Source organism: Janthinobacterium sp. J1-1, assembly GCF_030944405.1.
Taxonomy (GTDB): Bacteria; Pseudomonadota; Gammaproteobacteria; order Burkholderiales; family Burkholderiaceae_D; genus Janthinobacterium.
Genome location: NZ_CP132339.1, coordinates 4,538,796 through 4,561,010, shown reverse-complemented (window position 1 = coordinate 4,561,010; position 22,215 = coordinate 4,538,796). Strand labels below are relative to the sequence as shown.

Below are 22,215 nucleotides of genomic sequence, written 5' to 3'. Positions count from 1 at the left end.
CAAGAATATGTCCAAATTAACAAGCGCCGACGTGGTTATCGTCGGCACCGGCGTGGTCGGCGTGGCGATTGCCGAGCAGCTGCTCGACGCCGGCCTGCAAGTGCTGATGCTCGAAGCGGGCCCGCGCGTGACGCGCGCCGAAATCGTCGAGAATTTCCGCAACCTGCCGCTGGCCCTGAAGGGCGACCCCTCGTCCTGCTATCCGCCGGCCCCATGGGCGCCGCACCCGATGCCGTCCAGCGATACGGCGGAAGAGTCGTATCTGCAACTGAGCGGCCCCGACCGCTACGCCCAGACCTTTATCCGCTACGCGGGTGGTTCCACCTGGCACTGGGCCGGCACCTGCTGGCGGTTGACGCCGGCGGACATGCAGCTGCGCACGCGCTATGGCGTGGGCCGCGACTGGGCCTTCGATTATGCGACGCTGGAGCCGTATTACGCGCGCACCGAATACCTGCTGGGCATCTGCGGCCCGTCGGACCCGGCCGAACAATGGCCGCCGCTGCGCTCGAAGCCGTATCCGATGCCGCCGCTGCCGTTCGGCCCCGGCGAGCAGCGCTTTACCGAGGTGGTGAAAACCCTCGGCTACCACAATATCCCGACGGCCCAGGCGCGCAACAGCGGCATGCCGTATGACGACAGGCCAGCCTGCTGCGCCAACAACAACTGCGTGCCGGTCTGCCCGGTGGGCGCCAAATACGACGCGGCCACGGCGCTGGCGCGCCTGGAAGCGAAGGGCGCGACCATTACGGCCAATGCCGTCGTGTACAAGGTGGAGACCACGGCCGGCAACAAGATCGAAGCCGTCAATTATTTCGACGAGCACAAGCAGAGCCACCGCATCACGGGCAAACTCTTCGTGCTGGCCTGCAATGGCATCGAAACGGCCAAGCTGCTCTTGATGTCGGCCAATCCGCGCAACCCGAACGGCCTGGCCAACAGCTCCGACCAGGTGGGCCGCAACATGATGGATCATCCGCAGCTGACCATGACCCTGACCCTGGCCGAGCCGTACTGGGCCGGCGTGGGTCCGGTGGTCAACAGCGGGATCATGGAAACCTCGCAGGGCGATTTCCGCTCGGAACACGCGGGCGCCTATTTCCGCTTCAATAATTTTGCCCGCAACCGTTTCGTCACCTTCAATGCCCTGAAACAAGGGCTGGTCGGCAAGTCGCTGGATGCGGAAATTCGCCGCATGACGGCCTGCACGGCCGATATCGTGCTGGCCCACGAGGTATTGCCGCAGGCCGACAACCGCTTGACCCTGTCGAACAAGAAAGACTGGCTGGGCCTGCCCAAGCCGGCCATCCACTATGACGTCGGCGACTACACGCGCAAGGCGGCGGAAGTCTATTCCTTGCCGATCGGCAAGCGCATCGCCGAAGCGATGGGCGCCACGGACATCAAGATCAGCCCGAAATTTGCCCAAAGCAAGCACATCATGGGTGGCACCATCATGGGCCTCGATGCGGCTGATTCCGTGGTCGACGCCGATTGCCGCGCCTACGACCACGACAATCTGTTCCTGCCCGGTGGCGGCGCCATGGCCAGCACGGCCTGCGGCAACAGCACCATCACCATGGTGTCGCTGGGCCTGAAGGCGGCCGATGCCATCGTGCGCCAACTGCGGGGTGCGGCATGACCACCTTGAAAAAACTGTGTTTTCTGGCAGCGACCAGCCTGCTGGCACTGCAGGCCAGCGCGGCGGCCTTTTCGCCGGCGCTGATCGAACAGGGCCGCTACCTGGCCACGGCCTCGGACTGCATTGCCTGTCATAGCGTGCACAATGGCACGCCGATGGCGGGCGGGCTGCGCATGGCGTCGCCGGTGGGCGAGATCGTGTCGACCAATATCACGCCGTCCAAACAGTTCGGCATAGGGAACTATACCGAGCAGCAATTTGCCGACGCCTTGCGCAAGGGCATCCGCGCCGACGGCGCGCCGCTGTATCCGGCCATGCCGTACACGGCGTACGCCATCACGAGCGACGCCGACGTGCATGCCCTGTACGCCTACTTCATGCAGGGCGTGGCGCCAGTGGACAAGCCAACTGCGGCAACGACGCTGCCATTCCCGATGAATATCCGTTCCTCGATGCATGTGTGGAATGCGATGTTCCTCAACGACAAACCATTGACGCCGGAACCGGCCCGTTCCGAGCAATGGCAGCGCGGGCGCTATCTGGCCGAAGGCGCGGCCCACTGCAGCACCTGTCATACGCCGCGCGGCGTGCTGATGCAGGAGAAAGCCGGCGAATTCCTCGGCGGCGCGCAGGTGGGCAGCTGGTATGCGCCAAATATCACCTCGCATGCCACGGCCGGCATCGGCGGCTGGACCGAAGCGGAACTGGTGCAATACCTGCGCACCGGCCGCATCGCCGGCAAGGCGCAGGCGGCGGGCAGCATGGCCGAAGCGATCAGTTTCAGCTTCAGCAAGATGACGGACGGCGACCTGCAGGCGATCGCCACCTATATCAAGAGCGTGCCGCCGGTCGACAGTGGCGAAAAAGCCGCGCGTTTCGGCCAGGGTCAGCCCGGCCATGCGCTGGACCAGCTGCGCGGCGTCGGCTACAAGACCGCCATGCAGGGCCAGCTGCAAGGCGCCCAGCTGTTTTCGGCCAACTGCGCGTCCTGCCACGGCGCCAGCGCGCAAGGCACGAAGGATAGTTACTACCCGAGCCTGTTCCACAACTCGGCCACGGTGAACACCAGCAATCTGCTGGCGACCATTTTGCTGGGGGTGGATCGCAAGACGCAGGAGGGCCACGTCTTTATGCCGCCGTTCGGCAAGCAGGCCAACGCGCTGAACAGCCTGTCCAATGACGAGATCGCCTCGCTGGCCAACTATGTCCAGGTGCAATATGGCGCCGGTGCGGACGCGGCCACCGTCAAGGCGAGTGACGTGGAAGTCATCCGCCAGGGTGGCCCGGCATCGCACCTGTTGCTGCTGGCGCGCCTGGGCATGGCCGCGGGGTTGCTGGCCGTTATCGCCATCGTTGTTTTGATCGTGCGCCGCCGTCGCCGGAAAGTATCAGCATGAAAATCGCCAACCTGAAGATCGGCACCCGCCTGGGCGCCGCGTTCGCCATCGTGCTGTGCATGCTGGTAGGCGTGGCGGCCCTCGGCATCAGCCGCATGGCCATGCTGCAGGGGGAAATCGACTATATCACCAGGGCCAGCAATGTCGAGGCCAATGCGGCCACCGCCATGCGCTTTGGCGTCTCGAACCGCATGCTGGCCCTGCGCAACCTGGTGCTGTTGCAGGAAAAAGCCGATATCGATGCCGAGGCGGCCCTGTTTGACGAGCACGCCAGGCGCTACGCGACGGCGGAAAAAGCCTTGCGGGACGCATTTGCGCAATTCGGCGTGACCGACGAAGAAAGCCAGGCCCTGGCCCGCGTAGGCGCAGCCAGCGAGGCGGCCGCGCCCGTCATGCAAAAGGTGATTGCGCTGGGCCAGGCCAATGACAACGAGCAGGCGACCCGCGTGCTGTTCCAGGAGCTCAAACCCTTGCAGGTCCGCTGGAGCAAGGAACTGATGGCCCTGGTCGCCATCAAGACGCGGCTGAACGAGGAAGCCAGCGTGCTGTCCGCCCGGTCTTATCTGTTCGCCCGCAACCTGACGGTGGGCCTGGCGACGCTGGCCGTGCTGTTCGGCGCCGGCATCGCCTGGTTTATCACGCGCAGCGTGACGGTACCGATCCACCGCGCGGTGGCCATCGCCCGTACCGTGGCCGCCGGCGACCTGACCAGCCGCATCGAGGTCGGCGGCACCGATGAAACGGGCCAGCTGCTGGCGGCCCTGCGCAGCATGAATGACGGCTTGCAGGAGATTGTCGGCCAGGTGCGCTCGGGTACCGACCTGATGGCCACGGCCAGCGTGCAGATCGCGGCCGGCAACCTGGACCTGTCGTCGCGCACGGAAGAGCAGGCCAGTTCGCTGGAAGAGACGGCCTCGTCGATGGAAGAGCTGACCGGCACCGTGCGCCAGAACGCCGACAATGCGCGCCAGGCCAACAGCCTGGCCTTGTCGGCTTCGACTGTCGCCAGCCGTGGCGGCGCGGTGGTGGCGCAGGTGGTCGAGACCATGGGCGCCATCAATGCCTCGTCGAAAAAGATCGTCGACATTATCGGCGTGATCGACGGCATCGCCTTCCAGACCAATATCCTGGCCCTGAACGCGGCCGTGGAAGCGGCGCGCGCGGGCGAGCAGGGCAGGGGCTTTGCCGTGGTCGCCACCGAAGTGCGCAACCTGGCCCAGCGCTCCAGCCAGGCCGCCAAGGAAATCAAGGAGCTGATCACCGCCTCGGTCGAGCAGGCCGACAGCGGCGCCAGACTGGTCGACACGGCCGGCGCCACCATGGTGGAGGTGGTCGACAGCGTGCGCCGCGTGTCCGACATCATCGCCGACATCACGGCCGCCAGCGGCGAACAGACGGTGGGCATCGAGCAGATCAATCAGGCCATCGTGCAGATGGACAGCGTGACCCAGCAGAATGCGGCGCTGGTCGAGCAATCGGCGGCCGCCGCCGCCTCGCTGCAGGCGCAGGCGGGCCAACTGGCCGAGGTGGTGGGCAAATTCGTGCTCAATCGCCCCACCTTGGCGCCAGCTCAACTTTTATTGAAGTAAACAACAACCATGCATCCACAACAAATCAAACGCCGGCTGGTCCTGAAGGCGGCCGGCCTGGGCGCCGTCATGCTCTCCAGCATCGCCGGCCCCTTGCTGCTGTCGCAGCAGGCCAGGGCAGGCTTGCCGCCAGCGGCCGGCAATCTTGCTGTCTTTACCACCGTGTCCGCCGCGCTGACGGGGCGCGGCAGTCTTGATCCCGCGTTGGCGCAAGCCCTGTACCAGGCGTTCCAGCTGGCGGTCAAAGACTTCGATACGACCTTGCTCAAGCTGCACGGCGCCATCAACGGCAAGGACATCACATTTTCTGACGAGCAAAAAGCCGAGCAAAGCCTGAGCCAGTCCATCCTGCAAGCCTGGTACCTGGGCGTGGTCGGCAAAGGAAAAAAAGCCGTCTGCGTGACCTATACCGAAGCGCTGGCCAACAAGGTGGCCGCGCCAATACTGGTGCCGCCCAGCTACTCCTATGGCCCGATCGGCACCTGGACCACGAAACCTGAATAAATGAATACCATGAAAAACATACCTTCCGCCGACGTCGTCGTGATCGGCGCCGGCATTTGCGGGTCCTTGCTGGCGCGCAAACTCGCCCTGGCCGGCCAGTCCGTGCTGATGCTGGAAGCCGGCCCGCGCGTGGCGCGTGGCGAGCTGGTCAACCGCTACCGCCATTCCGCCTTCAAGTCCGACTTCATGGCGCCATACCCGTTTTCCGAGATGGCGCCGCACCCGGTATTTACGCCGGAAGCGAATAACTACCTGGAGCAGGGCGGTCCGCACCCGTTCCAGGCGCAATATATCCGCATGCTGGGTGGCACCAGCTGGCACTGGGCGGCGCAGATGTGGCGCTTTCTGCCGAACGATTTCCGTACCCAGTCGATGTATGGCGTGGGCAAGGACTGGCCGATCGCGTATGACGAACTCGAAGCCTATTATTATGAAGCGGAAGTCATCACCGGCACCGGCGGTTCGCCCGACACGGGGTCGCCGCGCAAGCAGCCGTTTCCCATGGACCGCGTGCCGGCCTCGTATTTCCAGCAACGTATCACCGAGCGCCTGGCGCCCGCCTTCAAGGTCGAGGACGACTGCACGGCGCGCAACAGCCGCAGTTTCGACGGCCGCCCGGCCTGCTGCGGCAACAATAACTGCATGCCGGTATGCCCGATCGACGCGCAATACCATGGCGGCATCGCCGCCGCCAGCGCCGAACAGGCCGGCGTGCAGATCCTGACGGAAGCGGTGGTCTACCGCATCGAGCACGACGCGCAAGGCGCGATTACCGCCGTCCATTACTATGACTGGAACAAGACCAGCCACAAGGTGACGGGCAAGACCTTCGTCATCGCCGCCAACGCCATCGAATCGGCAAAGCTGCTGCTGATGTCGACCAGCACGCAATTTCCCGACGGCCTGGCGAATCGCACCGGCCAGGTGGGCCGCAACCTGACCGACCATCCGGCCATCGGCGTCACCTTCGACATGGACGAGGCCGTCTGGCCGGGCCGTGGCCCCGTCAGTCCCTGTTCCATCGGCCAGTTCCGCGATGGCGATTTCCGCAAGGAGCACGCGCCGTTCCGTCTCGATATATCGAACGCTTCGCAGGTGGCGTCGGTGACGAAGGAGCTGATACAGGAGGGTTTCCATGGCGCCAGGCTCGATGCCAATATCGTGCAGCGCGCCGCGCGCCGGGTCAGCCTCAAGAATGCGCTGGAACAACTGCCCGACCCTGAAAACCGCGTCACACTGAGCGGCAAGAAGGATGCGCTGGGCCTGCCCACGCCACATCTGTCCTGGCATATCGACGACTACGTCATCAAGGGCACGGCCGCCACCAAACTGCGCTACGAGGAAATCGCCGCCCAGCTGGGCGCGACAAATATCAAGCACAGCAAGGCCGGCGCCTTCAGCAACCGCCAGCACATCACGGGGACGTTATCGATGGGCAAGGACGCCGCCAGCAGCGTGACGGATGCCTTTGGCCGCGCGCACGACCATCCGAATTTGTATATGGCCGGCACCGGCGTGATGCCGACCGTCGGCACCTGCAATGTGACCCTGACGGCCGTCGCGCTGGCCTTGCGTACGGCGGACCAGATCCTGGCGGAGGTGAAGCATGCGTAAGCTGTTTTTTGCACTGAGCCTGATGGCGGGCTTTTCTTCGCCGGCCATGGCTGCCAATCCCAGCGCCGCGCTGATTGAACAGGGCCGCTACCTGGCCGTGGCCGGCGACTGCTTTGCCTGCCATACGCAGTCGGGCAAGGGCGGCCATGCCATCAACAGCCCGCTGGGCGCCATCTACGCCACCAATATCACGCCGTCGAAAACGGCGGGCATCGGCAACTATACGCCGGCGCAGTTCAGCAATGCCGTGCGGCATGGCGTGCGCGCCGACGGCAGCCAGCTGTATCCCGCCATGCCGTACACGGCCTATGCCAAGCTCGGCGACGAGGACATGAATGCCCTGTATGCCTATTTCATGCATGGCGTGCAGCCGGTCGACACGCCGGCGCCGCAAACGCGGCTGCCGTTTCCGTTCAACCTGCGCTTTTCCATGAAGGCCTGGAATGCGCTGTTCCTCGACGACAAGCCATATGCGCCGGTCAAGGGCCAGTCGGTGGAATGGAACCGGGGCGCCTACCTGGTGCAGGGCCTGGCCCATTGCAGCACCTGCCATACGCCGCGCAATGTGCTGATGGCGGAACAGTCCGGCCAGTTCCTGCGCGGCAGCTCGCTGGGCACCTGGTATGCGCCCGACCTGGTGTCGGGTGGCTGGAGCCGCGACGACATGGCGGCCTACCTGGCGACCGGCCATGCCGGCAACGGCGCCACGGCGGGCGGCCCGATGCTCGAAGCGATCGACCTGAGTTTCTCGAAGATGCGCCCAACTGACGTGCAGGCGATGGCCACCTATCTGCATTCCCTGCAAACGGGTGGGCAGGCGGCGCCGGCCGTCGTCGCGCAGCTCTCGGGCAGCGATATCGCCGAAATGACGGGCAAGTTGCGCCCGGGCAAGCAGCTGTACCGCGACAACTGCGCCTCCTGCCACCAGAACAATGGTGACGGCATGCGCGGCTTGCCGGCCTTGCGCAACCATCCGGTGTTGCGCCAACCCAACGCCAACAATGTGGCGATGGCCATCCTGGAAGGCGTCTGGCCCGAGCACCGCCAGGGCATGCCCGGTTTTGCGGCCGAATTGACGGACAGCCAGATCGCCCAGATCAGCAACTATGTGGTGCCGGATTTTGGCCACGGCAAGGCGGTGATGGCCGAGCCCAGAGTCGCATCCCTGCGCGCTGGCGGCGATACGCCCCTGCTGCTGACCCTGGCGCGCGGTGGCATGATCATCGCTGGCGTGCTGCTCGCGCTGTGGCTGCTATTACTGGCCTGGCGCCGCAAGCGCAAGACTTAGTTATCTGCAAATTGCGCGCAAGCATATGCGGGATGCTTCGTTCGGTTTTGCCCTGCCGACCTTTATATTGCCTGGACATAATAACGAAAGGTCAATATGTCAGGGAGTAATAAAGGTAGTCATTCGCGTCGCAACAAACTGCAACGCACCACCTTGAGCTGCGCCATTGCCGCCGTGTTTGCCGGCGCCGCCATGCAGGCGCAGGCGCAGCAAGCGCCGGAGTCGCCGGAAGCCACGCCGGCGGCCCAGGTGGTGGTGACCGGCACGCGCGTCTCGAACCGTTCCGTGCTCGATACCGCTTCGGCGGTGGACGTGGTCTCGGCCGAAACGTTGAACAATGTGGGCGTGACGGAACTGAGCCAGTCGCTGGCCAGCGCGCTGCCGGCACTCAACTTTCCGCGCCCGGGCCTGGTGGACGCCACCGATTCGGTGCGTCCCGTCACCCTGCGTGGACTGTCCCCGGACCAGGTGCTGGTCCTGGTCAATTCCAAGCGCCGTCATTCGTCGGCGCTGGTCAATGTCAACGGTTCGGTGGGGCGCGGTTCCGCCTCGGCCGACCTGAACACCATTCCGTCCAGCATCATCAACAGCGTGGAAGTGCTGCGCGACGGCGCCGCCGCCCAGTACGGCTCCGACGCGATTGCCGGTGTGATCAATTTGCGCCTGCGCGAGAACCACAGCGGCGGCTCGCTGTTCATCAATGGCGGCCAGCGCAACACCAGTTACGGCTTCAATCCCGGCACTTTGCCGGCCGGCCTGGCCTTGAGCGCACCGACCACGCGCAGCCGTACCGACGGCGAAGCGCTGACCGTGGGCGGCTGGAAGGGTTTCAGCCTGGGCGACGACGGCTTTTTGACGGTGGCTGCGGAACTGAAGAAACAGAAACACTCGGAACGCAGCGCCTACGATACGCGCCAGTTCTACCAGAAGATCAATGGCGCGTTCGATCCGCGCGAACTGACCGTCAACCGCTACGACACCTGGTCGGGCGACCCGGAACTGAAACAGGCGACCCTGTTCGCCAATGCCGGCCAGACCCTGGCCTCCGGCCAGAAAATTTACGGCTGGGCCAGCTACCAGCGCCGCGAGACGGAATCGGCCGGCTTTTTCCGCAGGCCGCTGCAGGATGAAAATATCCTGTCCGTCTATCCGGACGGCTACCTGCCGATTATCGCCCCCACCGTCAACGATTACAGCGGCGCCATCGGCACCAGCTGGAGCGGGCAGGGCTGGGATTACGACCTGTCGCTGACCTATGGCCGCAACAAGATGCAATTCGACGTCGAAAACTCGATCAACCGCTCGATCGGCGCCGCCAGCAAGACCTCGTTTGACGCCGGCGGCTTCGCCTACCAGCAGGTGGCGGCCAACTTCACGGCCGTGCGCCCGGTGCCCGTCTCCTTCCTGCCGGCGCCGCTGAACGTGGCGGTCGGCGCGGAAGTGCGCCATGAAAACTATGAACTGTTCGCCGGCGAACCCGATTCCTACCGTTACGGCGGCCAGGTACTGGCCAACGGCACGCCGGCCGCCGCCGGCGCCCAGGTGTTTCCCGGCTATACGCCCGACAACGCCATCGACCAGGGCCGCCATTCGACCGGTGCATTCATAGACCTGGAAACCAGGCTGACGCCAAAACTGCTGACCTCGTTTGCGGCCCGCGCCGAACGTTATTCGGACTTCGGCAACAATGTGACCGGCAAAGCCGCCGCCCGCTACGACTTCACGCCATCGTTCGCGCTACGCGGCTCGGTGCAGAACGGCTTCCGCGCGCCGTCGCCGCAGCAGCAGTTCTACACGTCCACCTCGATGACCTTTATCGACGGCGTGGCCTACAATATCGCCACCTTCCGCCCGAACGAGGCCGCCGCCGTTGCCCTGGGCGCGAAACCACTCGATGCCGAGAAATCAGTCAACTTCTCGCTGGGCGCGGTGCTGCGTTTTGGCGACCTGAGCATCACGGCCGACGCCTACCGCATCAATATCGACAACCGCATCGTGCTGTCGGAAAACCTGACATCTGGCGCCGTGCGCAACTACCTGACCAGCCAGGGCTTCACGGGCGTGGGCGGAGCGCGCTTCTTTATCAACGGCGTCGACACCAATACCAAGGGCCTGGACGTGGTGATCAACTGGCCATGGAAGTCGCCGGCTGCCGGCCGCTTCGACTTTACCCTGGCCGGCAATTACAACCAGACCGAAGTGACGCGCGTGCCGGTCACCACCGAACTGGCGGCCCTGAACCCGGCGCCGACCCTGTTTGGCCGTTCCAATGTAATTGGCCTGGAAAAAGGCCAGCCGAAGAACAAGATCACCGCCTCGGTCAACTGGAAACTCAGGGACTTCGGCGTGAGCGCCAGCGCCACCCGCTATGGCGAAACGATCTCGGCAGGCAGCACGGCGGCGACCGACTTCGTGGTCTCGGCCAAGACCATCGTCAATCTCGAAGGGCGCTATGCGCTGACCAACGCGACCCAGCTGGCGTTCGGCGCCGACAACCTGTTCGACATCTACCCCGATGCCGTGCCGGCCTCGCTGAACACCACCGGCGCCGTGCCGTTCGCCAACCGCGCGCCGTTCGGACGGGGCGGGCGGTTTGTGTATGCACGGGCCAGTTATAAATTCTAGGCAACGCCAACAATGTCGTCGGATTACGCGAGGCCAAGGCCTCGCTAATCCGACCTGCGCCACCCATTATCAAGGAATACATTTGCTTCTCACATTGCAAAAAATGCTGGCCCCCATCCTGCTGGCCGCCAGCCTGTCCGTGCACGCCGCCCAGCCCATCGACACCTATCTGACCATCGAAAAAGGCTCCTTGCCGATTGTCTTGTCCGTCCCCCACGGCGGCGAAGTCGTGCTGGAAGGCGCACCTGAACGCGCCAAGGGCACCAAGGTGCAGGATGACCGTGTCAACGAGCTGGCCGCCGCCATCCAGCGCCACTTGCTCGCCAAGACCGGCAAGCAGGCGTATCTGGTGGGCGCGAAGATCAGCCGCAAATATGTCGATTTCAACCGCCGCGCGGAAGACGCCTATGAGTCGCCGGACGCCGCGCCCGTGTATGAGGCCTATTACGGTGCCTTGCGCAGCGCCGTCGACCAGGTGCGCACGCAGCCGGGCGCGCTGCTGCTCGATATCCACGGCCAGAGTTTCAAGCGCGACGTGGTGTTTCGCGGCACCGGCAGCGGCCTGACGGCAAATAACACGCCGTTCTACGGCGAACCGGACGGCCTGGTGACGCGTTTGAATGCGGCGGGCCTGAACGTGGAACCGGCCAGCGCGCAGGCGAAAGAAGAACACTTCAGCGGCGGCACCATCGTGCGCGTGTTCGGGCGCCAAGCGCCGCAAGGCATCGACAGCGTGCAGCTGGAGTTCGGCGCCAACTGGCGCACCACGCCGGACCGCATCGAACAGACGGCGGCCATCGTGGCCGACGCGCTGATACGCCACTTGCTGGCGGCGAACGAACAATAAGCAAGCGGGCACGGCGTGGGCAGAAACGCCCGCCTGCCTGTACCATTCTCTTTTCTTCAAGCATCAAGGAACACCGCAATGATTTTTCGCCACCTGGCCCCGGCCGCTCTTACCGTCATGGCGCTTGCCGTCTCCACCGCCGTCCAGGCCGTCTCCTTGCCCGCCGTGGAAGCGAAGAGTGGCATGGTCGTCTCGTCGCAGCACCTGGCCAGCCAGGTCGGCGTCGATATCATGAAGAAGGGCGGCAACGCCATCGATGCGGCCGTGGCGGTCGGTTATGCGCAGGCCGTGGTCAACGCCTGCTGCGGCAATATCGGCGGCGGCGGCTTCATGACGATCCACCTGGCCGATGGCAGGGACACCTTTATCAACTTCCGCGAAAAGGCACCGGCCGCCGCCAGCGCCAATATGTACCAGGATGCCGACGGCAACTTGAAACCGGGCGCCAGCCTGCACGGCTACCTGGCCGTCGGCGTGCCCGGCACCGTGGCCGGATTCGATTACGCACAGCGCAAATACGGCAAGCTGACGCGCGCCCAGGTGCTGGCCCCTGCCATCAAGCTGGCGCGCGAGGGGTATATTCTGAACCGTGGCGACACCGACATCCTCGACACCACCGTGGCGTACTTCAAGAAAGACCCGGAAGCGGCCCGCATCTTCCTGCGCAAGGACGGCACACCGCTGCAGCCGGGCGACCGGCTGGTGCAGAAGGACCTGGCCAAGACCCTGGAGGCGATCGCCAGAAAGGGACCTGACGCCTTCTACAAGGGCGCGATTCCCCTTGCCGTGGAAAAAGCGGCGAAGCAGGGCGGTGGCGTGATCACGGCGGCCGATTTCGCGGCCTACACCACCACCGAAATGGCGCCGCTCGCATGCAGCTATCGCGGCTACCAGTTCATCTCGGCGCCGCCGCCAAGCTCGGGCGGCGTGACCCTGTGCCAGATCCTGAATATCCTGGAAGGCTACGACATGAAAAAGCTGGGTTACAACTCGGCCGCTTCCGTGCATTACATGACCGAAGCCATGCGCCATGCCTACAAGGACCGCAACACCTACCTGGGCGACCCGGATTTCGTGCAGAACCCGGTTGAACACCTGCTGAGCAAGTCCTATGCGGCGCAGATCCGCAGCCGTATCCTGCCCGACAGGGCCACGCCGTCCGCCCAGGTGCAGCCCAACGCGCAGGGCGAAAAGCCGGAAACCACGCATTATTCGGTGGTCGACAAGCACGGCAATGCCGTCTCGACCACCTACACGGTGAACGGCCGCTTCGGCGCCGTGGTGATCGCGCCCGGCACCGGCTTTTTCCTGAACGACGAGATGGATGACTTCACGACCAAGATCGGCGCGAAGAACATGTACGGCCTGGTGCAGGGCGAAAGCAACGCGATTGCGCCGGGCAAGCGGCCGCTGTCGTCGATGGCGCCAACCCTGGTGACGAAAGACGGCAAGGTGTTCCTGGTCACCGGTTCGCCGGGCGGCTCGCGCATCATCACCATCACCCTGCAGTCGGCGCTGAACATCATCGACTACGGCATGGAGCCGCAGGAAGCGGTGGACGCGCCGCGCATCCACCACCAGTGGCTACCCGACCAGGTGTATTACGAGCGGCGCGGCCTGTCGGTCGATACGCTCAATATTCTCACCGGCATGGGCTACAAGATGACGGAGCAGAGCACCTGGGGCGCGACCGAACTGATCATGATGGGCTTGCCAAACGCGGCCGGCGTGGGCGCGGCCAGCGCGGGCAATGATTCGGGTGTCTCGGGCAAGGTGCTGCCCGGCTATATCTACGGCGCCAACGACGGCCGGCGTCCGGCGGGCTCGGCTGTTGGGTACTGAGCAACTGGCGACATTTGTGTGAGGTAAATGTGCGGGTGTGGCTTATCATGGTGCAACATCAATTAATAATCAGCCACTATCCATGTCTCAACTCACACTCCAACAAAAGACGTTCCTGCTGCTGCTTGCCATCGTCACCATCGCCTTTGGCTGGATCCTGCTGCCCTATGCAGGCGCCATCTTCTGGGGCGTGATCCTGGCGATCGTGTTCGCGCCCGTGTATCGCTGGGTCTTGCTGAAAACCAAGGGCAGGGCGACCTTGTCGTCGATCCTTGTGTTGCTGCTGATCCTGGTGATCGTGATCCTGCCGCTATCGCTGATTTCCGGCGCGCTGGTCAACCAGGCGGCGTCGGTGGTGGAAATGGTCAAGGCGGGCGACATTACCGTGGCCGGCTTCTTCGGCAAGGTAATGGACGTGCTGCCCGGCTGGGCGATCAACCTGCTGGACCGCTTCAACCTCACCAACCTGGCCAGCCTGCAAGACAAGCTGACGGCCGGCGTCTCGCAAGTGAGCCAGGTGGTCGCCGTGAAAGCCATCAATATCGGCCTGTACACGTTTGACTTCCTGACCAGCCTGGGCATTCTGATGTATTTGCTGTTCTTCCTGCTGCGCGATGGCGCCGCGCTGACGGCACGCATCCGCGCCGCGATTCCGCTCAGCCGCAAATACAAGCAGCGCCTGTTCAACAATTTCACGACCGTGATCCGCGCCACCGTCAAGGGCAATATCCTGATCGCCATCGCGCAGGGCGCGCTGGGCGGACTGATCTTCTGGTTCCTCGACGTGCGCGCCGCCTTGCTGTGGGGCGTGCTGATGGCGTTCCTGTCGCTGCTGCCGGCCATCGGCGCGGCGCTGGTGTGGGCGCCGGTCGCCATCTATTTCCTGGCCACCGGTTCCATCTGGCAAGGCGTGACCCTGATCGCCTTCGGCATCCTGGTGATCGGCCTGGTCGACAACCTGCTGCGCCCGGTGCTGGTTGGCAAGGACACCAAGATGCCCGACTACGTGGTGCTGCTGTCCACCGTCGGCGGCATGGCCCTGTTCGGCCTGCACGGCTTCGTGATCGGCCCCATCGTGGCGGCCATGTTCATCGCGGCCTGGGACCTGTTTGCCACGGCCAGCGAATTCCATACGGAGTAAGCCGGCATGGACAGTACGACCATCGCGCTGGTAGCGGCGCATGAAGACGATGCGGAAGCACTGGTCGCGCTGCGCATTGCCGCCATGCGCGACAGCCTGACGCGCATCGGCCGCTACGATCCGCAACGCGCGCGGGAACGCTTCCTGTCCGGCTTCGTGGCCGAACAGACCCGTCATATCGAGGCCAGCGGCCGGCGCGTCGGCTTTGTCGTCGTCAAGCCCGGGCCGCAGGCCTTGCTGCTCGACCATCTGTATATCCACCCCGACAGCCAGGGCCTGGGGATAGGCGCCATCGTGCTGGCGCGCATTATCGATGAAGCCAGGCAGCAAGGCCTGCCGCTGCGGGTGGGCGCGCTGCGCGACAGCGATGCGAACCGTTTCTATCTGCGCCATGGCTTCAAGCTGGTCGGGCAGGAGGAATTCGACAATTACTACCTGTTGAGCGTGCAATGAGCGGCAATACCACCACCTTGCGACTGGTGCTCGGCGACCAGCTCAATGCGCGGCACCGCTGGTTCACCGAGGTCGACGACACCATTCTTTACGTGCTGATGGAAGTGCGCCAGGAAACGGACTACGTGCTGCACCACGCACAAAAGATCCTCGCCATCTTCGCCGCCATGCGCGATTTTGCGCGCCAGTTGCGCGAGGCTGGCCACCGTGTCCACTATATTGCCATCGACCAACCGCACAGCGCACGGGCCATCACGGACAATCTCGACGCGCTGGTGGCCGACTATGGCGCAGCGTCGGTGCAATACCAGGCGCCCGACGAGTGGCGGCTGGACCAGCAATTGTACCGGCACGGCCGCGCCGCCAGGGTGCCGTGGCTGATGGTCGATACCGACCATTTCTATACGGGCCGCCATGAGGCGGCCGATATCTTCAAGGGCCGCAAGCAGTGGCTGATGGAGTTTTTCTACCGCCAGTTGCGAGTAAAGCATGGCGTGCTGATGGCGGATGCCAAACAGCCGGTCGGCGGCCAGTGGAATTTCGACCATGACAACCGCAAGCCGTGGCGCGGTGTGCCCGCCGAACCGCAGGACGCACGCACGTTTCACGATCACGGCGCCTTGTGGCAGGCCATTGTCGACGCTGGCGTGAAAAGCTTCGGCAATCCACAAGCCGGCCGGCTGCCCTGGCCCTTGAACCGCGCCGAAGCGCTGCAGCAGCTCGACGCTTTCATGGCCAACGGCTTGCCGCATTTCGGCGACTTCCAGGACGCCATGAGCAGCAAGGCCTGGCGTTTGTTTCACTCGCTGCTGTCGTTTGCGCTGAACGTGAAAATGCTGCAGCCGCGCGAGGTGGTCGACCGCGCGCAAGCGGCCTATCATGCCGGCGCCGCGCCGCTGGCGGCCGTCGAAGGCTTTGTCCGCCAGATCCTCGGCTGGCGCGAATATGTGCGCGGCGTCTACTGGACGCATATGCCGGAATATGTCGAAAAGAACTTTTTCGGCCACGAACGCCCGTTGCCGCGCTGGTTCTGGGACGGCAAGACGAAAATGAATTGCGTGTCGCAGGCGATCACGCAATCGCTGGAGCAGGCGCACGCCCACCATATCCAGCGCCTGATGGTGATCGGCAACTTCGCCTTGCTGGCCGGACTGCATCCAACCGAGGTGCACCGTTGGTACCTGGGCATCTATATCGACGCCTTCGAATGGGTGGAACTGCCCAATACGGTGGGCATGAGCCAGTTCGCCGATGGCGGCTTCCTGGCCACCAAGCCCTATGTGTCGAGCGCCGCGTATATCGACCGCATGAGCGACTACTGCAAGGGCTGCCACTACGACAAAAAGGCGCGGCTGGGCGAGACCGCCTGTCCCTTCAACGCGCTGTATTGGGATTTCTTCCGGCGCAATGCGGCCAGCCTGGAGCGCAATCCGCGCATCGGCATGGCCTATCGCCAGCTGGAAAAAATGGACGATGCGGCCATCACCGGCTTGACGGAGCAGGCGCGCATGATGCTGGCGAAGCTCGACACGCTGTAGCTGGCCAACCTTGAAAGATCAATCAATGATGCCCTCGAAATTGCTTTTTCTTCCCGGCGCGCTGGGACGCATGGATTTCTGGCTGCCGGCCGCGGAACTGCTTCGCCATCCGGCGCAAAAACGGCATATGGGCTGGCCCGGTTTCGGCCCGACCCCGGCGGACCCTGGCGTCAACGGCATCGACGACCTGGTCGCCATGGTCGTCGATGAAATGGATGGCCCTTGTGCACTGATCGCGCAATCGATGGGTGGCGTGGTCGCCATCCGCGCGGCGCTGGCCCGGCCTGAACACGTGACGCATCTGGTGCTGGCCGCAACCTCCGGCGGCATGGATATCGCCGGCCTCGGCGCGCAGGACTGGCGGGAGATGGTGCGCAACGACTTTCCCGCCTTGCCCGACTGGTTCCTCAACGATCACGCAGACCTGACACCGCAGCTTTCAGCCCTGCGCATGCCGGTGCTATTGCTGTGGGGCGATGCCGATCCCATCAGTCCTGTCGCTGTTGGCGAGCAGCTGGCGCGCCACCTGCCGCACGCCAGCCTCCAGGTTTTCAACGGCGCGGATCACGACCTGGCATACACGCATGCTGCGGCGGTTGCGGCACTGATCGCTCGGCACCTGAACGCGCCGGCGCCCACTTCAGGCTGACGCCCAGGCTGCCCAGCACGATCAAGCCCAGCCCCGCCAGTTGCACCAGGGCCAGCCGCTGGCCATACACCAGGTAATCGAGCAGCAGGGCCAGCAAGGGGTAGCCGAACGACAGCACGGCAATCGTCGCCACCGCCAGGTGCCGGTAGGCGCTGTAGCTGAGCACATACGCCAGGCCGCTGTGGATCACGCCCAGGCCCACCAGCCAGTACCAGTGATTGCCCGGCCGCAGCACCGTGCTGCTGGAAAACGCCGCCAGCATCAGGGCGCCCACGCAGCATTGCAGGAACACCACCGCGATCGCCCGCTGTTTGCTGATATGGCGCGACAGCAGCAGCGAGGCGCCGCACAGCACGCCCGCCAGCAGGGACAGTCCGATGCCGGCCTGGTAGTGCGCTCCCATGCTGGACAACATGCGCTGCGGATGGGCCGAACACAGCAGGCCCAGAAAGGCCAGCAAGGTCCAGCCCCAGTCGGCCGGCCGCGTGCGTTCGCCCAGCAGCAGCGTCGCCAGCACCATCATCACGAAGGGGTAACAATAAAACATCATGGTCGATACGCTGATCGACGAACGCGCCATGCCGGCAAACAGGCTGACCCAGCTGAGCACCAGCAGCACGCCCGAGGCGATGGCGCCCAGCACCAGCTTGCGGTCTTGCAAGATGCCGCGCAGATGGCCGCCCGTCAGGCCCCAGAGACCAAGGAAGATGGCGCCGAACAGGCAGCGGTAGAACACCGTGGTGACGGGGTCCTGGCCGCCTTCGTGGACAAAGATGCCGACCGAGGCGATCAGGAATTGCGCGGCAAGCATCTGCCACAGGGCGGTGCTGCGCGGTGAGGAGGTTGTTGACATGATGAGTTGACGCCTGGTAATCAAGGCAGCCCAGTGTAGTTTTTCTCTGCAAACCAATACAGCAGCAGGTATGATAAAAAGAGACAAATACAGAGAATGCTCCATGCTTTACAAAAACCTGGCCCAGCTGCTGCGCCTGCAGATACAACAGGGCGGCTTGCGCCCCGGCGAGCGGCTGCCGTCGATCCGCCAGCTGGCCGCCAGCCACCGGGTCAGTGCGGCCACGGCCGTGCAAGCCTGTTTGCAACTCGAGCGCGAAGGGCTGGCCGAAGCGCGCCCGCGCATCGGTTATTTCGTGCGCGCCGCCAGCCAGGGCCTGCGCTCGACCGTGCCGCCGCCGCGCGCGCCGGCCCTGATCAGCAACCCCGCCTTGCTCGACTTGCTGCTGGTCGACGATGGCGCCCATATGTTGCCGCTGCACGCGGCGCGTCCGGCACCGTCGCTATTGCCCGACGCCACCATCGCCGCCGCCCTGTCGCGCAGCCTGCGCCGCCAGCGCGAGCCGGCCTTGGGCTATGCGCCGCCGCAGGGTTACGCGCCGTTGCGCGGGCAGATCGCCCAGCGCTACGCCAGCATGGGCGTGACGGTCGATGCCGATGAAATCATCATCACGGCCGGCGCCATGGAGGCCATCACCCTGGCCCTGCGCGTGCTGACCCGCCCCGGCGACATCGTGCTGGTCGAAACGCCGACCTACCAGGGCATCCTGCAGACGGTGGCCACCCTGGGGCTGCAGGTGCTGGAGTTGCCGCGCCTGCCGTCTGGCGGCCTGGACCTGGCCTTGCTCGAGACCCTGCTGGCGGCGCAGGCGGTGCGCGCGGCCGTGATGGTGCCGAATTTTTCCAATCCGCTGGGCTTGAGCCTGGACGACAGCACCAAGCAGGCGCTGCTGGCATGCTGCGCGCGCCACGGCACGGTACTGGTCGAAGACGATATCTATGGCGACCTGGCCTGGGACGACAGCCGGCCGCCACCGTTGCGGCGCTGGAACGATGGCGGCGCCGTGATCACCTGCAGTTCCTTTTCCAAGACCCTGTCGCCGGGCCTGCGCGTGGGCTGGATGCTGGGCGGCGCGTGGACCGGTGAACTGCTGCGCGCCAAGTATTTTTCCACGGTGGGCAATGCGGCCCTGCCGCAGCTGGCCATCAGCGACTACCTGGCGCGCCACGACATCGAGCGCCATTTGCGCAAACTGCGCCGCGCGCTGGCCGGCAACGCCAGCCGCATGCGCGATGCCATTGGCCGGCACTGGCCGGCCGGCACCCGCATGGGCGAGCCGCGCGGCGGCTTGTCGCTGTGGATACAGCTGCCGGCCGGCAGCGACGCGGCCGTCTTTTCGCGCGCGGCGCTGGCGCAAGGCGTGGGCGTGATGCCCGGCCATGTATTTTCAGGCAATGGCGACTACCGCGACCATGTGCGGCTCAGCTGCGGCTTGCCGTGGGACGACAGGCTGGAGCAGGCGCTGCGCTGCTTGGGCGAGCTGGCCGCCAGGCAGGGTGGTTGAGTACGTGAATTTCAGTTCGGAATGCACGGCTTTATTGACGCCCCCGGGTTGGCGGGTTCGGATGGCACGCCGTGCATGGCCGCGCTGATGGCCTCGATGGCGTTCGAGCGCGCCGTTTCGCCCGGCATCATGAGGTTGCTCATGACGTCGTCGGCGCCGTAGTTGGCGGCCAGACAACTTCCAGGCGGGTGGCGGTAATGCGCCACTGGCCATCGATACGGCGATACTCGTCGGCATACAGGCCGAGCAGCAGAAGTGGATTCGGATCGGCCTTCGACGCGGTTTCAAAATCGATCAGATAGCAACGGCCCGTGGCGGTGTCGGGCCCGGTCAGCCTGACCCAGTGGTTGGTGATCGCGTGCAGGAAGGGATAGCTGCCCCGGCGGTCGCGATCGAACTGCGTGAAAGCATCGTTCAGGCCTGCCTGGATGGCGGCCAGCCCTTCCATTTTTCCGACCGTCACCTCGACCACGGCGTCGCTGGAAAAAACCTGGTCGAGTGCGGCGATGTTATTGCTGTCCAGATGATGTGCGTACAGCGTGCGCAGATTGCGGATTTCTTCACGATCAAACAATGCCTTGATGTCCAGATTCATATTGCGGCTCCTTCTTGCGCGGCATGACGCGGATAGTCCGTGTAGCCCGTAGCGCCGTGCAGGCCATACAGCGTTTCGCGCCGGGCTTGCGCCAGCGGCCAGCCATGGGCCATGCGCTCGACCAGGTCCGGATTGGCCACAAAAGTCTGGCCGAAACCGATCAGGTCGGCTTTGCCGTCCTGCAATGCCGCTTCCGCGCTGTCCCGGTCAAAGCCGCCTGCCACGATCAGCGTGCCGGCATAGGCCTTGCGGAACTGGACAAAGAAGCTCGTGTCGCAATCGGCGCCCAGGGTGCGCTGGTCGCTCAGGTGGACATAGGCCAGGTTGCGCTTGCCCAGTTCCTGCGCCAGCGCCAGCCAGGTCCCGGCCTCGTCATCGTAGCCGTGCATGTCGTACAGGCGGCCGAACGGCGAGATGCGCACGCCGACATGGCGCGCGCCGATTGCCGCGATGAGGCCGTCGATGGTGTCGAGCAGCAGGCGCAGGCGATTTTCCATGCTGCCGCCATAGCGGTCGTCACGGGTATTGAGTTCGCCATTGATGAATTGCTCGAACAGATAGCCGTTGGCGCCGTGTACCTCCACGCCATCGAAGCCGGCCTGCATGGCGCGCCGGCCCGCGGCGACAAAGTCGCTGGCGATCGCCGCCACTTCCTCGGTCGCCAGTGCGCGTGGTGCGCTGGTGGCGACATGGCCGGGCACGCCGGGCGCCGTCCAGGCATAGGTCTGCACGCCGTGCGCACGGCGCGCCACCGGCGAAACCGGCGCGGCGCCTGCCTCCTGCAGCGACACATGCGAGTTGCGCCCGACATGCCACAGCTGGGCGAAAATCCGTCCGCCGGCAGCGTGCACCGCATCGGTCACGCGCCGCCATGCCTGGCCCTGATCGTCGGTGTACAACCCGGGCGTGAACAGATAGCCGGTGCCTTGCCGCGACACGGCGATGCCTTCCGTGATGATCAGCCCGGCCGAAGCGCGCTGGCTGTAATAACGTTCGGTCAGCACATCGGCCACGCCGTTGGCGGCGCGCGAGCGCGTCATGGGCGCCATCACGACGCGGTTGGCCAGGTCCAGGCCCGACAGGTCATACGAATTGAACAGCTTCATGGGTTTCCTTCTCCATCTCAACGAAGCAACGATTCTATTTCGATTTCAATGATTTATAATCGGGCTTAAATTCCAAACATTCAGGACTGACGGGAATAAATGCAAGGGACTGGCGACCGTTTCGACGGCATAGAGGCATTCCTGGCGGCCGCCCATGCGGCGAGCTTTACGGTAGCAGCCCGGGCGATGGGGCTGACGCCGTCCGGCGTGGCCAAGAGCGTGACGCGCCTGGAAGCGCGCGTCGGCATGAAGCTGCTGCACCGGACCACGCGCAGGATTACGCTGACGCCGGAAGGTGAGGCCTACCTGGCGGCCTGCTCACGCGCGATCAACGAGCTCGACACCGCCGAAACCGATCTGGTGCCGAAGGACTGGGTGCCGCAGGGACGCGTCCATGTCGGGCTGCCGGGCGCGTTCGGACGGCGCCACGTGCTGTCCGGGCTGCTCGACATGGCCGCGCGCTTCGACAAGCTCGACCTGACGGTGTCATTTACCGAGCGTACGGTGGACCTGGTGCAGGAAGGCCATGACCTGTCGGTGCGGATCGGGGAATTGGGCGATGACGCCAACCTGGTGGCCAGGCGGCTGGGCACGCAGCGCCTGATCATCTGCGCGTCGCCGGCCTATATCGAGCGACATGGCGCTGTCGATGTACCGGAAGAACTGCGCGAACGCGATTGCATCATCGGCTCGCGCCGGCAACAGAAGCAGACCTGGCTGCTGCGTACCGCGGACAAGCGCCTGATTTACCAGGAAATCCGTGCCCGCCATGAATTCAGCGACGGCGAGGCCATGCTTGCCGCCGGGCGCGCTGGCTGCGGCATCATGCAGATGCCGACCTGGCTGGTCGGCGACGATATCAGCCGGGGCACGCTGGTGCCGCTGCTGGAACAATTTGCCGGCGGCGAAATGCCGATCCACGTGGTCTGGCCCAAGTCGCACTACCTGCAGCCCAAGGTGCGCGCCGTCATCGACATGCTGCAGGCACTGGCCGCCAGCAAGGATTCGGGCTTTGTGCCCTAGATAAA

General features: G+C 64.6%; 19 protein-coding genes. 15 read left to right on the top strand and 4 right to left on the bottom strand.

The window, feature by feature from the left end:
* The first annotated feature begins 7 nt into the window (after positions 1–7).
* The 13 genes from Q8L25_RS20765 (at position 8) to Q8L25_RS20705 (ending at position 17,129) form a co-directional block, all read left to right on the top strand.
* Positions 8–1,642: a GMC family oxidoreductase gene (locus Q8L25_RS20765; protein WP_308921191.1), complete on the top strand. Its 1,635-nt coding sequence runs from the start codon at positions 8–10 to the stop codon at positions 1,640–1,642.
* A complete protein-coding gene (locus tag Q8L25_RS20760; RefSeq protein ID WP_308921190.1) occupies positions 1,639–3,039 on the top strand; it encodes a cytochrome c in 1,401 nt (466 codons plus the stop codon). Before Q8L25_RS20765 ends, Q8L25_RS20760 begins: the two co-directional genes overlap by 4 nt.
* The gene (locus Q8L25_RS20755) at positions 3,036–4,628 is read left to right on the top strand and encodes a methyl-accepting chemotaxis protein (protein WP_308921189.1); all 1,593 of its coding nucleotides are present in this window, start codon (positions 3,036–3,038) and stop codon (positions 4,626–4,628) included. Before Q8L25_RS20760 ends, Q8L25_RS20755 begins: the two co-directional genes overlap by 4 nt.
* A 9-nt stretch (positions 4,629–4,637) precedes the next feature.
* Complete coding sequence (locus Q8L25_RS20750) at positions 4,638–5,132, top strand: sugar dehydrogenase complex small subunit (protein ID WP_308921188.1); 495 nt, start codon at positions 4,638–4,640, stop codon at positions 5,130–5,132.
* Positions 5,133–5,141: 9 nt separating this feature from the next.
* Positions 5,142–6,746, top strand: coding sequence for a GMC family oxidoreductase (locus Q8L25_RS20745; protein WP_308921187.1), 1,605 nt, complete (start codon positions 5,142–5,144; stop codon positions 6,744–6,746).
* Positions 6,739–8,034: a cytochrome c gene (locus Q8L25_RS20740; RefSeq protein WP_308921186.1), complete on the top strand. Its 1,296-nt coding sequence runs from the start codon at positions 6,739–6,741 to the stop codon at positions 8,032–8,034. The genes Q8L25_RS20745 and Q8L25_RS20740 overlap by 8 nt, the downstream gene beginning before the upstream one ends.
* Positions 8,035–8,130: 96 nt before the next feature.
* Positions 8,131–10,659, top strand: a complete 2,529-nt coding sequence (locus Q8L25_RS20735; RefSeq protein WP_308921185.1) for a TonB-dependent receptor — start codon at positions 8,131–8,133, stop codon at positions 10,657–10,659.
* A gap of 82 nt (positions 10,660–10,741) precedes the next feature.
* Positions 10,742–11,506 carry a hypothetical protein gene (locus tag Q8L25_RS20730; RefSeq protein ID WP_308921184.1) on the top strand — a complete coding sequence of 255 codons (765 nt, stop codon included), beginning with the start codon at positions 10,742–10,744 and terminating at the stop codon, positions 11,504–11,506.
* A gap of 117 nt (positions 11,507–11,623) precedes the next feature.
* A complete protein-coding gene (gene ggt, locus Q8L25_RS20725; RefSeq protein WP_374694322.1) occupies positions 11,624–13,348 on the top strand; it encodes a gamma-glutamyltransferase in 1,725 nt (574 codons plus the stop codon).
* Between the two features lie 82 nt (positions 13,349–13,430).
* Positions 13,431–14,489, top strand: coding sequence for an AI-2E family transporter (locus Q8L25_RS20720; RefSeq protein WP_308921182.1), 1,059 nt, complete (start codon positions 13,431–13,433; stop codon positions 14,487–14,489).
* A gap of 6 nt (positions 14,490–14,495) precedes the next feature.
* A complete protein-coding gene (locus tag Q8L25_RS20715; RefSeq protein WP_308921181.1) occupies positions 14,496–14,942 on the top strand; it encodes a GNAT family N-acetyltransferase in 447 nt (148 codons plus the stop codon).
* Positions 14,939–16,480, top strand: a complete 1,542-nt coding sequence (locus Q8L25_RS20710; RefSeq protein ID WP_308921180.1) for a cryptochrome/photolyase family protein — start codon at positions 14,939–14,941, stop codon at positions 16,478–16,480. The genes Q8L25_RS20715 and Q8L25_RS20710 overlap by 4 nt, the downstream gene beginning before the upstream one ends.
* Before the next feature lie 25 nt (positions 16,481–16,505).
* Entirely contained in the window at positions 16,506–17,129 is a 624-nt protein-coding gene (locus Q8L25_RS20705; protein ID WP_308921179.1) for an alpha/beta fold hydrolase, read from the top strand.
* Here Q8L25_RS20705 and Q8L25_RS20700 read toward each other — a convergent pair.
* The gene (locus tag Q8L25_RS20700; protein WP_308921178.1) at positions 17,032–17,982 is read right to left on the bottom strand and encodes a DMT family transporter; all 951 of its coding nucleotides are present in this window, start codon (positions 17,980–17,982) and stop codon (positions 17,032–17,034) included. The genes Q8L25_RS20705 and Q8L25_RS20700 overlap by 98 nt on opposite strands.
* Positions 17,983–18,085: 103 nt before the next feature.
* On the opposite strand from Q8L25_RS20700, the gene Q8L25_RS20695 reads away from it, so the two are divergent.
* Positions 18,086–19,486: a PLP-dependent aminotransferase family protein gene (locus Q8L25_RS20695; RefSeq protein WP_308921177.1), complete on the top strand. Its 1,401-nt coding sequence runs from the start codon at positions 18,086–18,088 to the stop codon at positions 19,484–19,486.
* Positions 19,487–19,497: 11 nt separating this feature from the next.
* Here the strand turns inward: Q8L25_RS20695 and Q8L25_RS20690 are convergent, their stop codons facing one another.
* From Q8L25_RS20690 to Q8L25_RS20680, 3 genes are read right to left on the bottom strand one after another with little or no spacing between them, the layout of a single operon-like run.
* Entirely contained in the window at positions 19,498–19,629 is a 132-nt protein-coding gene (locus Q8L25_RS20690) for a hypothetical protein (RefSeq protein WP_308921176.1), read from the bottom strand.
* Positions 19,626–20,081: a nuclear transport factor 2 family protein gene (locus Q8L25_RS20685; RefSeq protein WP_308921175.1), complete on the bottom strand. Its 456-nt coding sequence runs from the start codon at positions 20,079–20,081 to the stop codon at positions 19,626–19,628. The genes Q8L25_RS20690 and Q8L25_RS20685 overlap by 4 nt, the downstream gene beginning before the upstream one ends.
* A complete protein-coding gene (locus tag Q8L25_RS20680; protein ID WP_308921174.1) occupies positions 20,078–21,187 on the bottom strand; it encodes an alkene reductase in 1,110 nt (369 codons plus the stop codon). Before Q8L25_RS20680 ends, Q8L25_RS20685 begins: the two co-directional genes overlap by 4 nt.
* 99 nt (positions 21,188–21,286) lie before the next feature.
* On the opposite strand from Q8L25_RS20680, the gene Q8L25_RS20675 reads away from it, so the two are divergent.
* Positions 21,287–22,210 carry a LysR family transcriptional regulator gene (locus Q8L25_RS20675; RefSeq protein WP_308921173.1) on the top strand — a complete coding sequence of 308 codons (924 nt, stop codon included), beginning with the start codon at positions 21,287–21,289 and terminating at the stop codon, positions 22,208–22,210.
* Positions 22,211–22,215 lie beyond the last annotated feature (5 nt).

Excerpts from the sequence above, each read along its gene's own strand:
- Q8L25_RS20765 (WP_308921191.1), top strand. The coding sequence starts at position 8 with ATGTCCAAATTAACAAGCGCCGACGTGGTTATCGTCGGCACCGGCGTG.
- Q8L25_RS20760 (WP_308921190.1), top strand. The coding sequence starts at position 1,639 with ATGACCACCTTGAAAAAACTGTGTTTTCTGGCAGCGACCAGCCTGCTG.
- Q8L25_RS20755 (WP_308921189.1), top strand. The coding sequence starts at position 3,036 with ATGAAAATCGCCAACCTGAAGATCGGCACCCGCCTGGGCGCCGCGTTC.
- Q8L25_RS20750 (WP_308921188.1), top strand. The coding sequence starts at position 4,638 with ATGCATCCACAACAAATCAAACGCCGGCTGGTCCTGAAGGCGGCCGGC.
- Q8L25_RS20745 (WP_308921187.1), top strand. The coding sequence starts at position 5,142 with ATGAAAAACATACCTTCCGCCGACGTCGTCGTGATCGGCGCCGGCATT.
- Q8L25_RS20740 (WP_308921186.1), top strand. The coding sequence starts at position 6,739 with ATGCGTAAGCTGTTTTTTGCACTGAGCCTGATGGCGGGCTTTTCTTCG.
- Q8L25_RS20735 (WP_308921185.1), top strand. The coding sequence starts at position 8,131 with ATGTCAGGGAGTAATAAAGGTAGTCATTCGCGTCGCAACAAACTGCAA.
- ggt (WP_374694322.1), top strand. The coding sequence starts at position 11,624 with ATGGCGCTTGCCGTCTCCACCGCCGTCCAGGCCGTCTCCTTGCCCGCC.
- Q8L25_RS20720 (WP_308921182.1), top strand. The coding sequence starts at position 13,431 with ATGTCTCAACTCACACTCCAACAAAAGACGTTCCTGCTGCTGCTTGCC.
- Q8L25_RS20715 (WP_308921181.1), top strand. The coding sequence starts at position 14,496 with ATGGACAGTACGACCATCGCGCTGGTAGCGGCGCATGAAGACGATGCG.
- Q8L25_RS20710 (WP_308921180.1), top strand. The coding sequence starts at position 14,939 with ATGAGCGGCAATACCACCACCTTGCGACTGGTGCTCGGCGACCAGCTC.
- Q8L25_RS20705 (WP_308921179.1), top strand. The coding sequence starts at position 16,506 with ATGATGCCCTCGAAATTGCTTTTTCTTCCCGGCGCGCTGGGACGCATG.
- Q8L25_RS20700 (WP_308921178.1), bottom strand. The coding sequence starts at position 17,982 with ATGTCAACAACCTCCTCACCGCGCAGCACCGCCCTGTGGCAGATGCTT.
- Q8L25_RS20695 (WP_308921177.1), top strand. The coding sequence starts at position 18,086 with ATGCTTTACAAAAACCTGGCCCAGCTGCTGCGCCTGCAGATACAACAG.
- Q8L25_RS20690 (WP_308921176.1), bottom strand. The coding sequence starts at position 19,629 with ATGAGCAACCTCATGATGCCGGGCGAAACGGCGCGCTCGAACGCCATC.
- Q8L25_RS20685 (WP_308921175.1), bottom strand. The coding sequence starts at position 20,081 with ATGAATCTGGACATCAAGGCATTGTTTGATCGTGAAGAAATCCGCAAT.
- Q8L25_RS20680 (WP_308921174.1), bottom strand. The coding sequence starts at position 21,187 with ATGAAGCTGTTCAATTCGTATGACCTGTCGGGCCTGGACCTGGCCAAC.
- Q8L25_RS20675 (WP_308921173.1), top strand. The coding sequence starts at position 21,287 with ATGCAAGGGACTGGCGACCGTTTCGACGGCATAGAGGCATTCCTGGCG.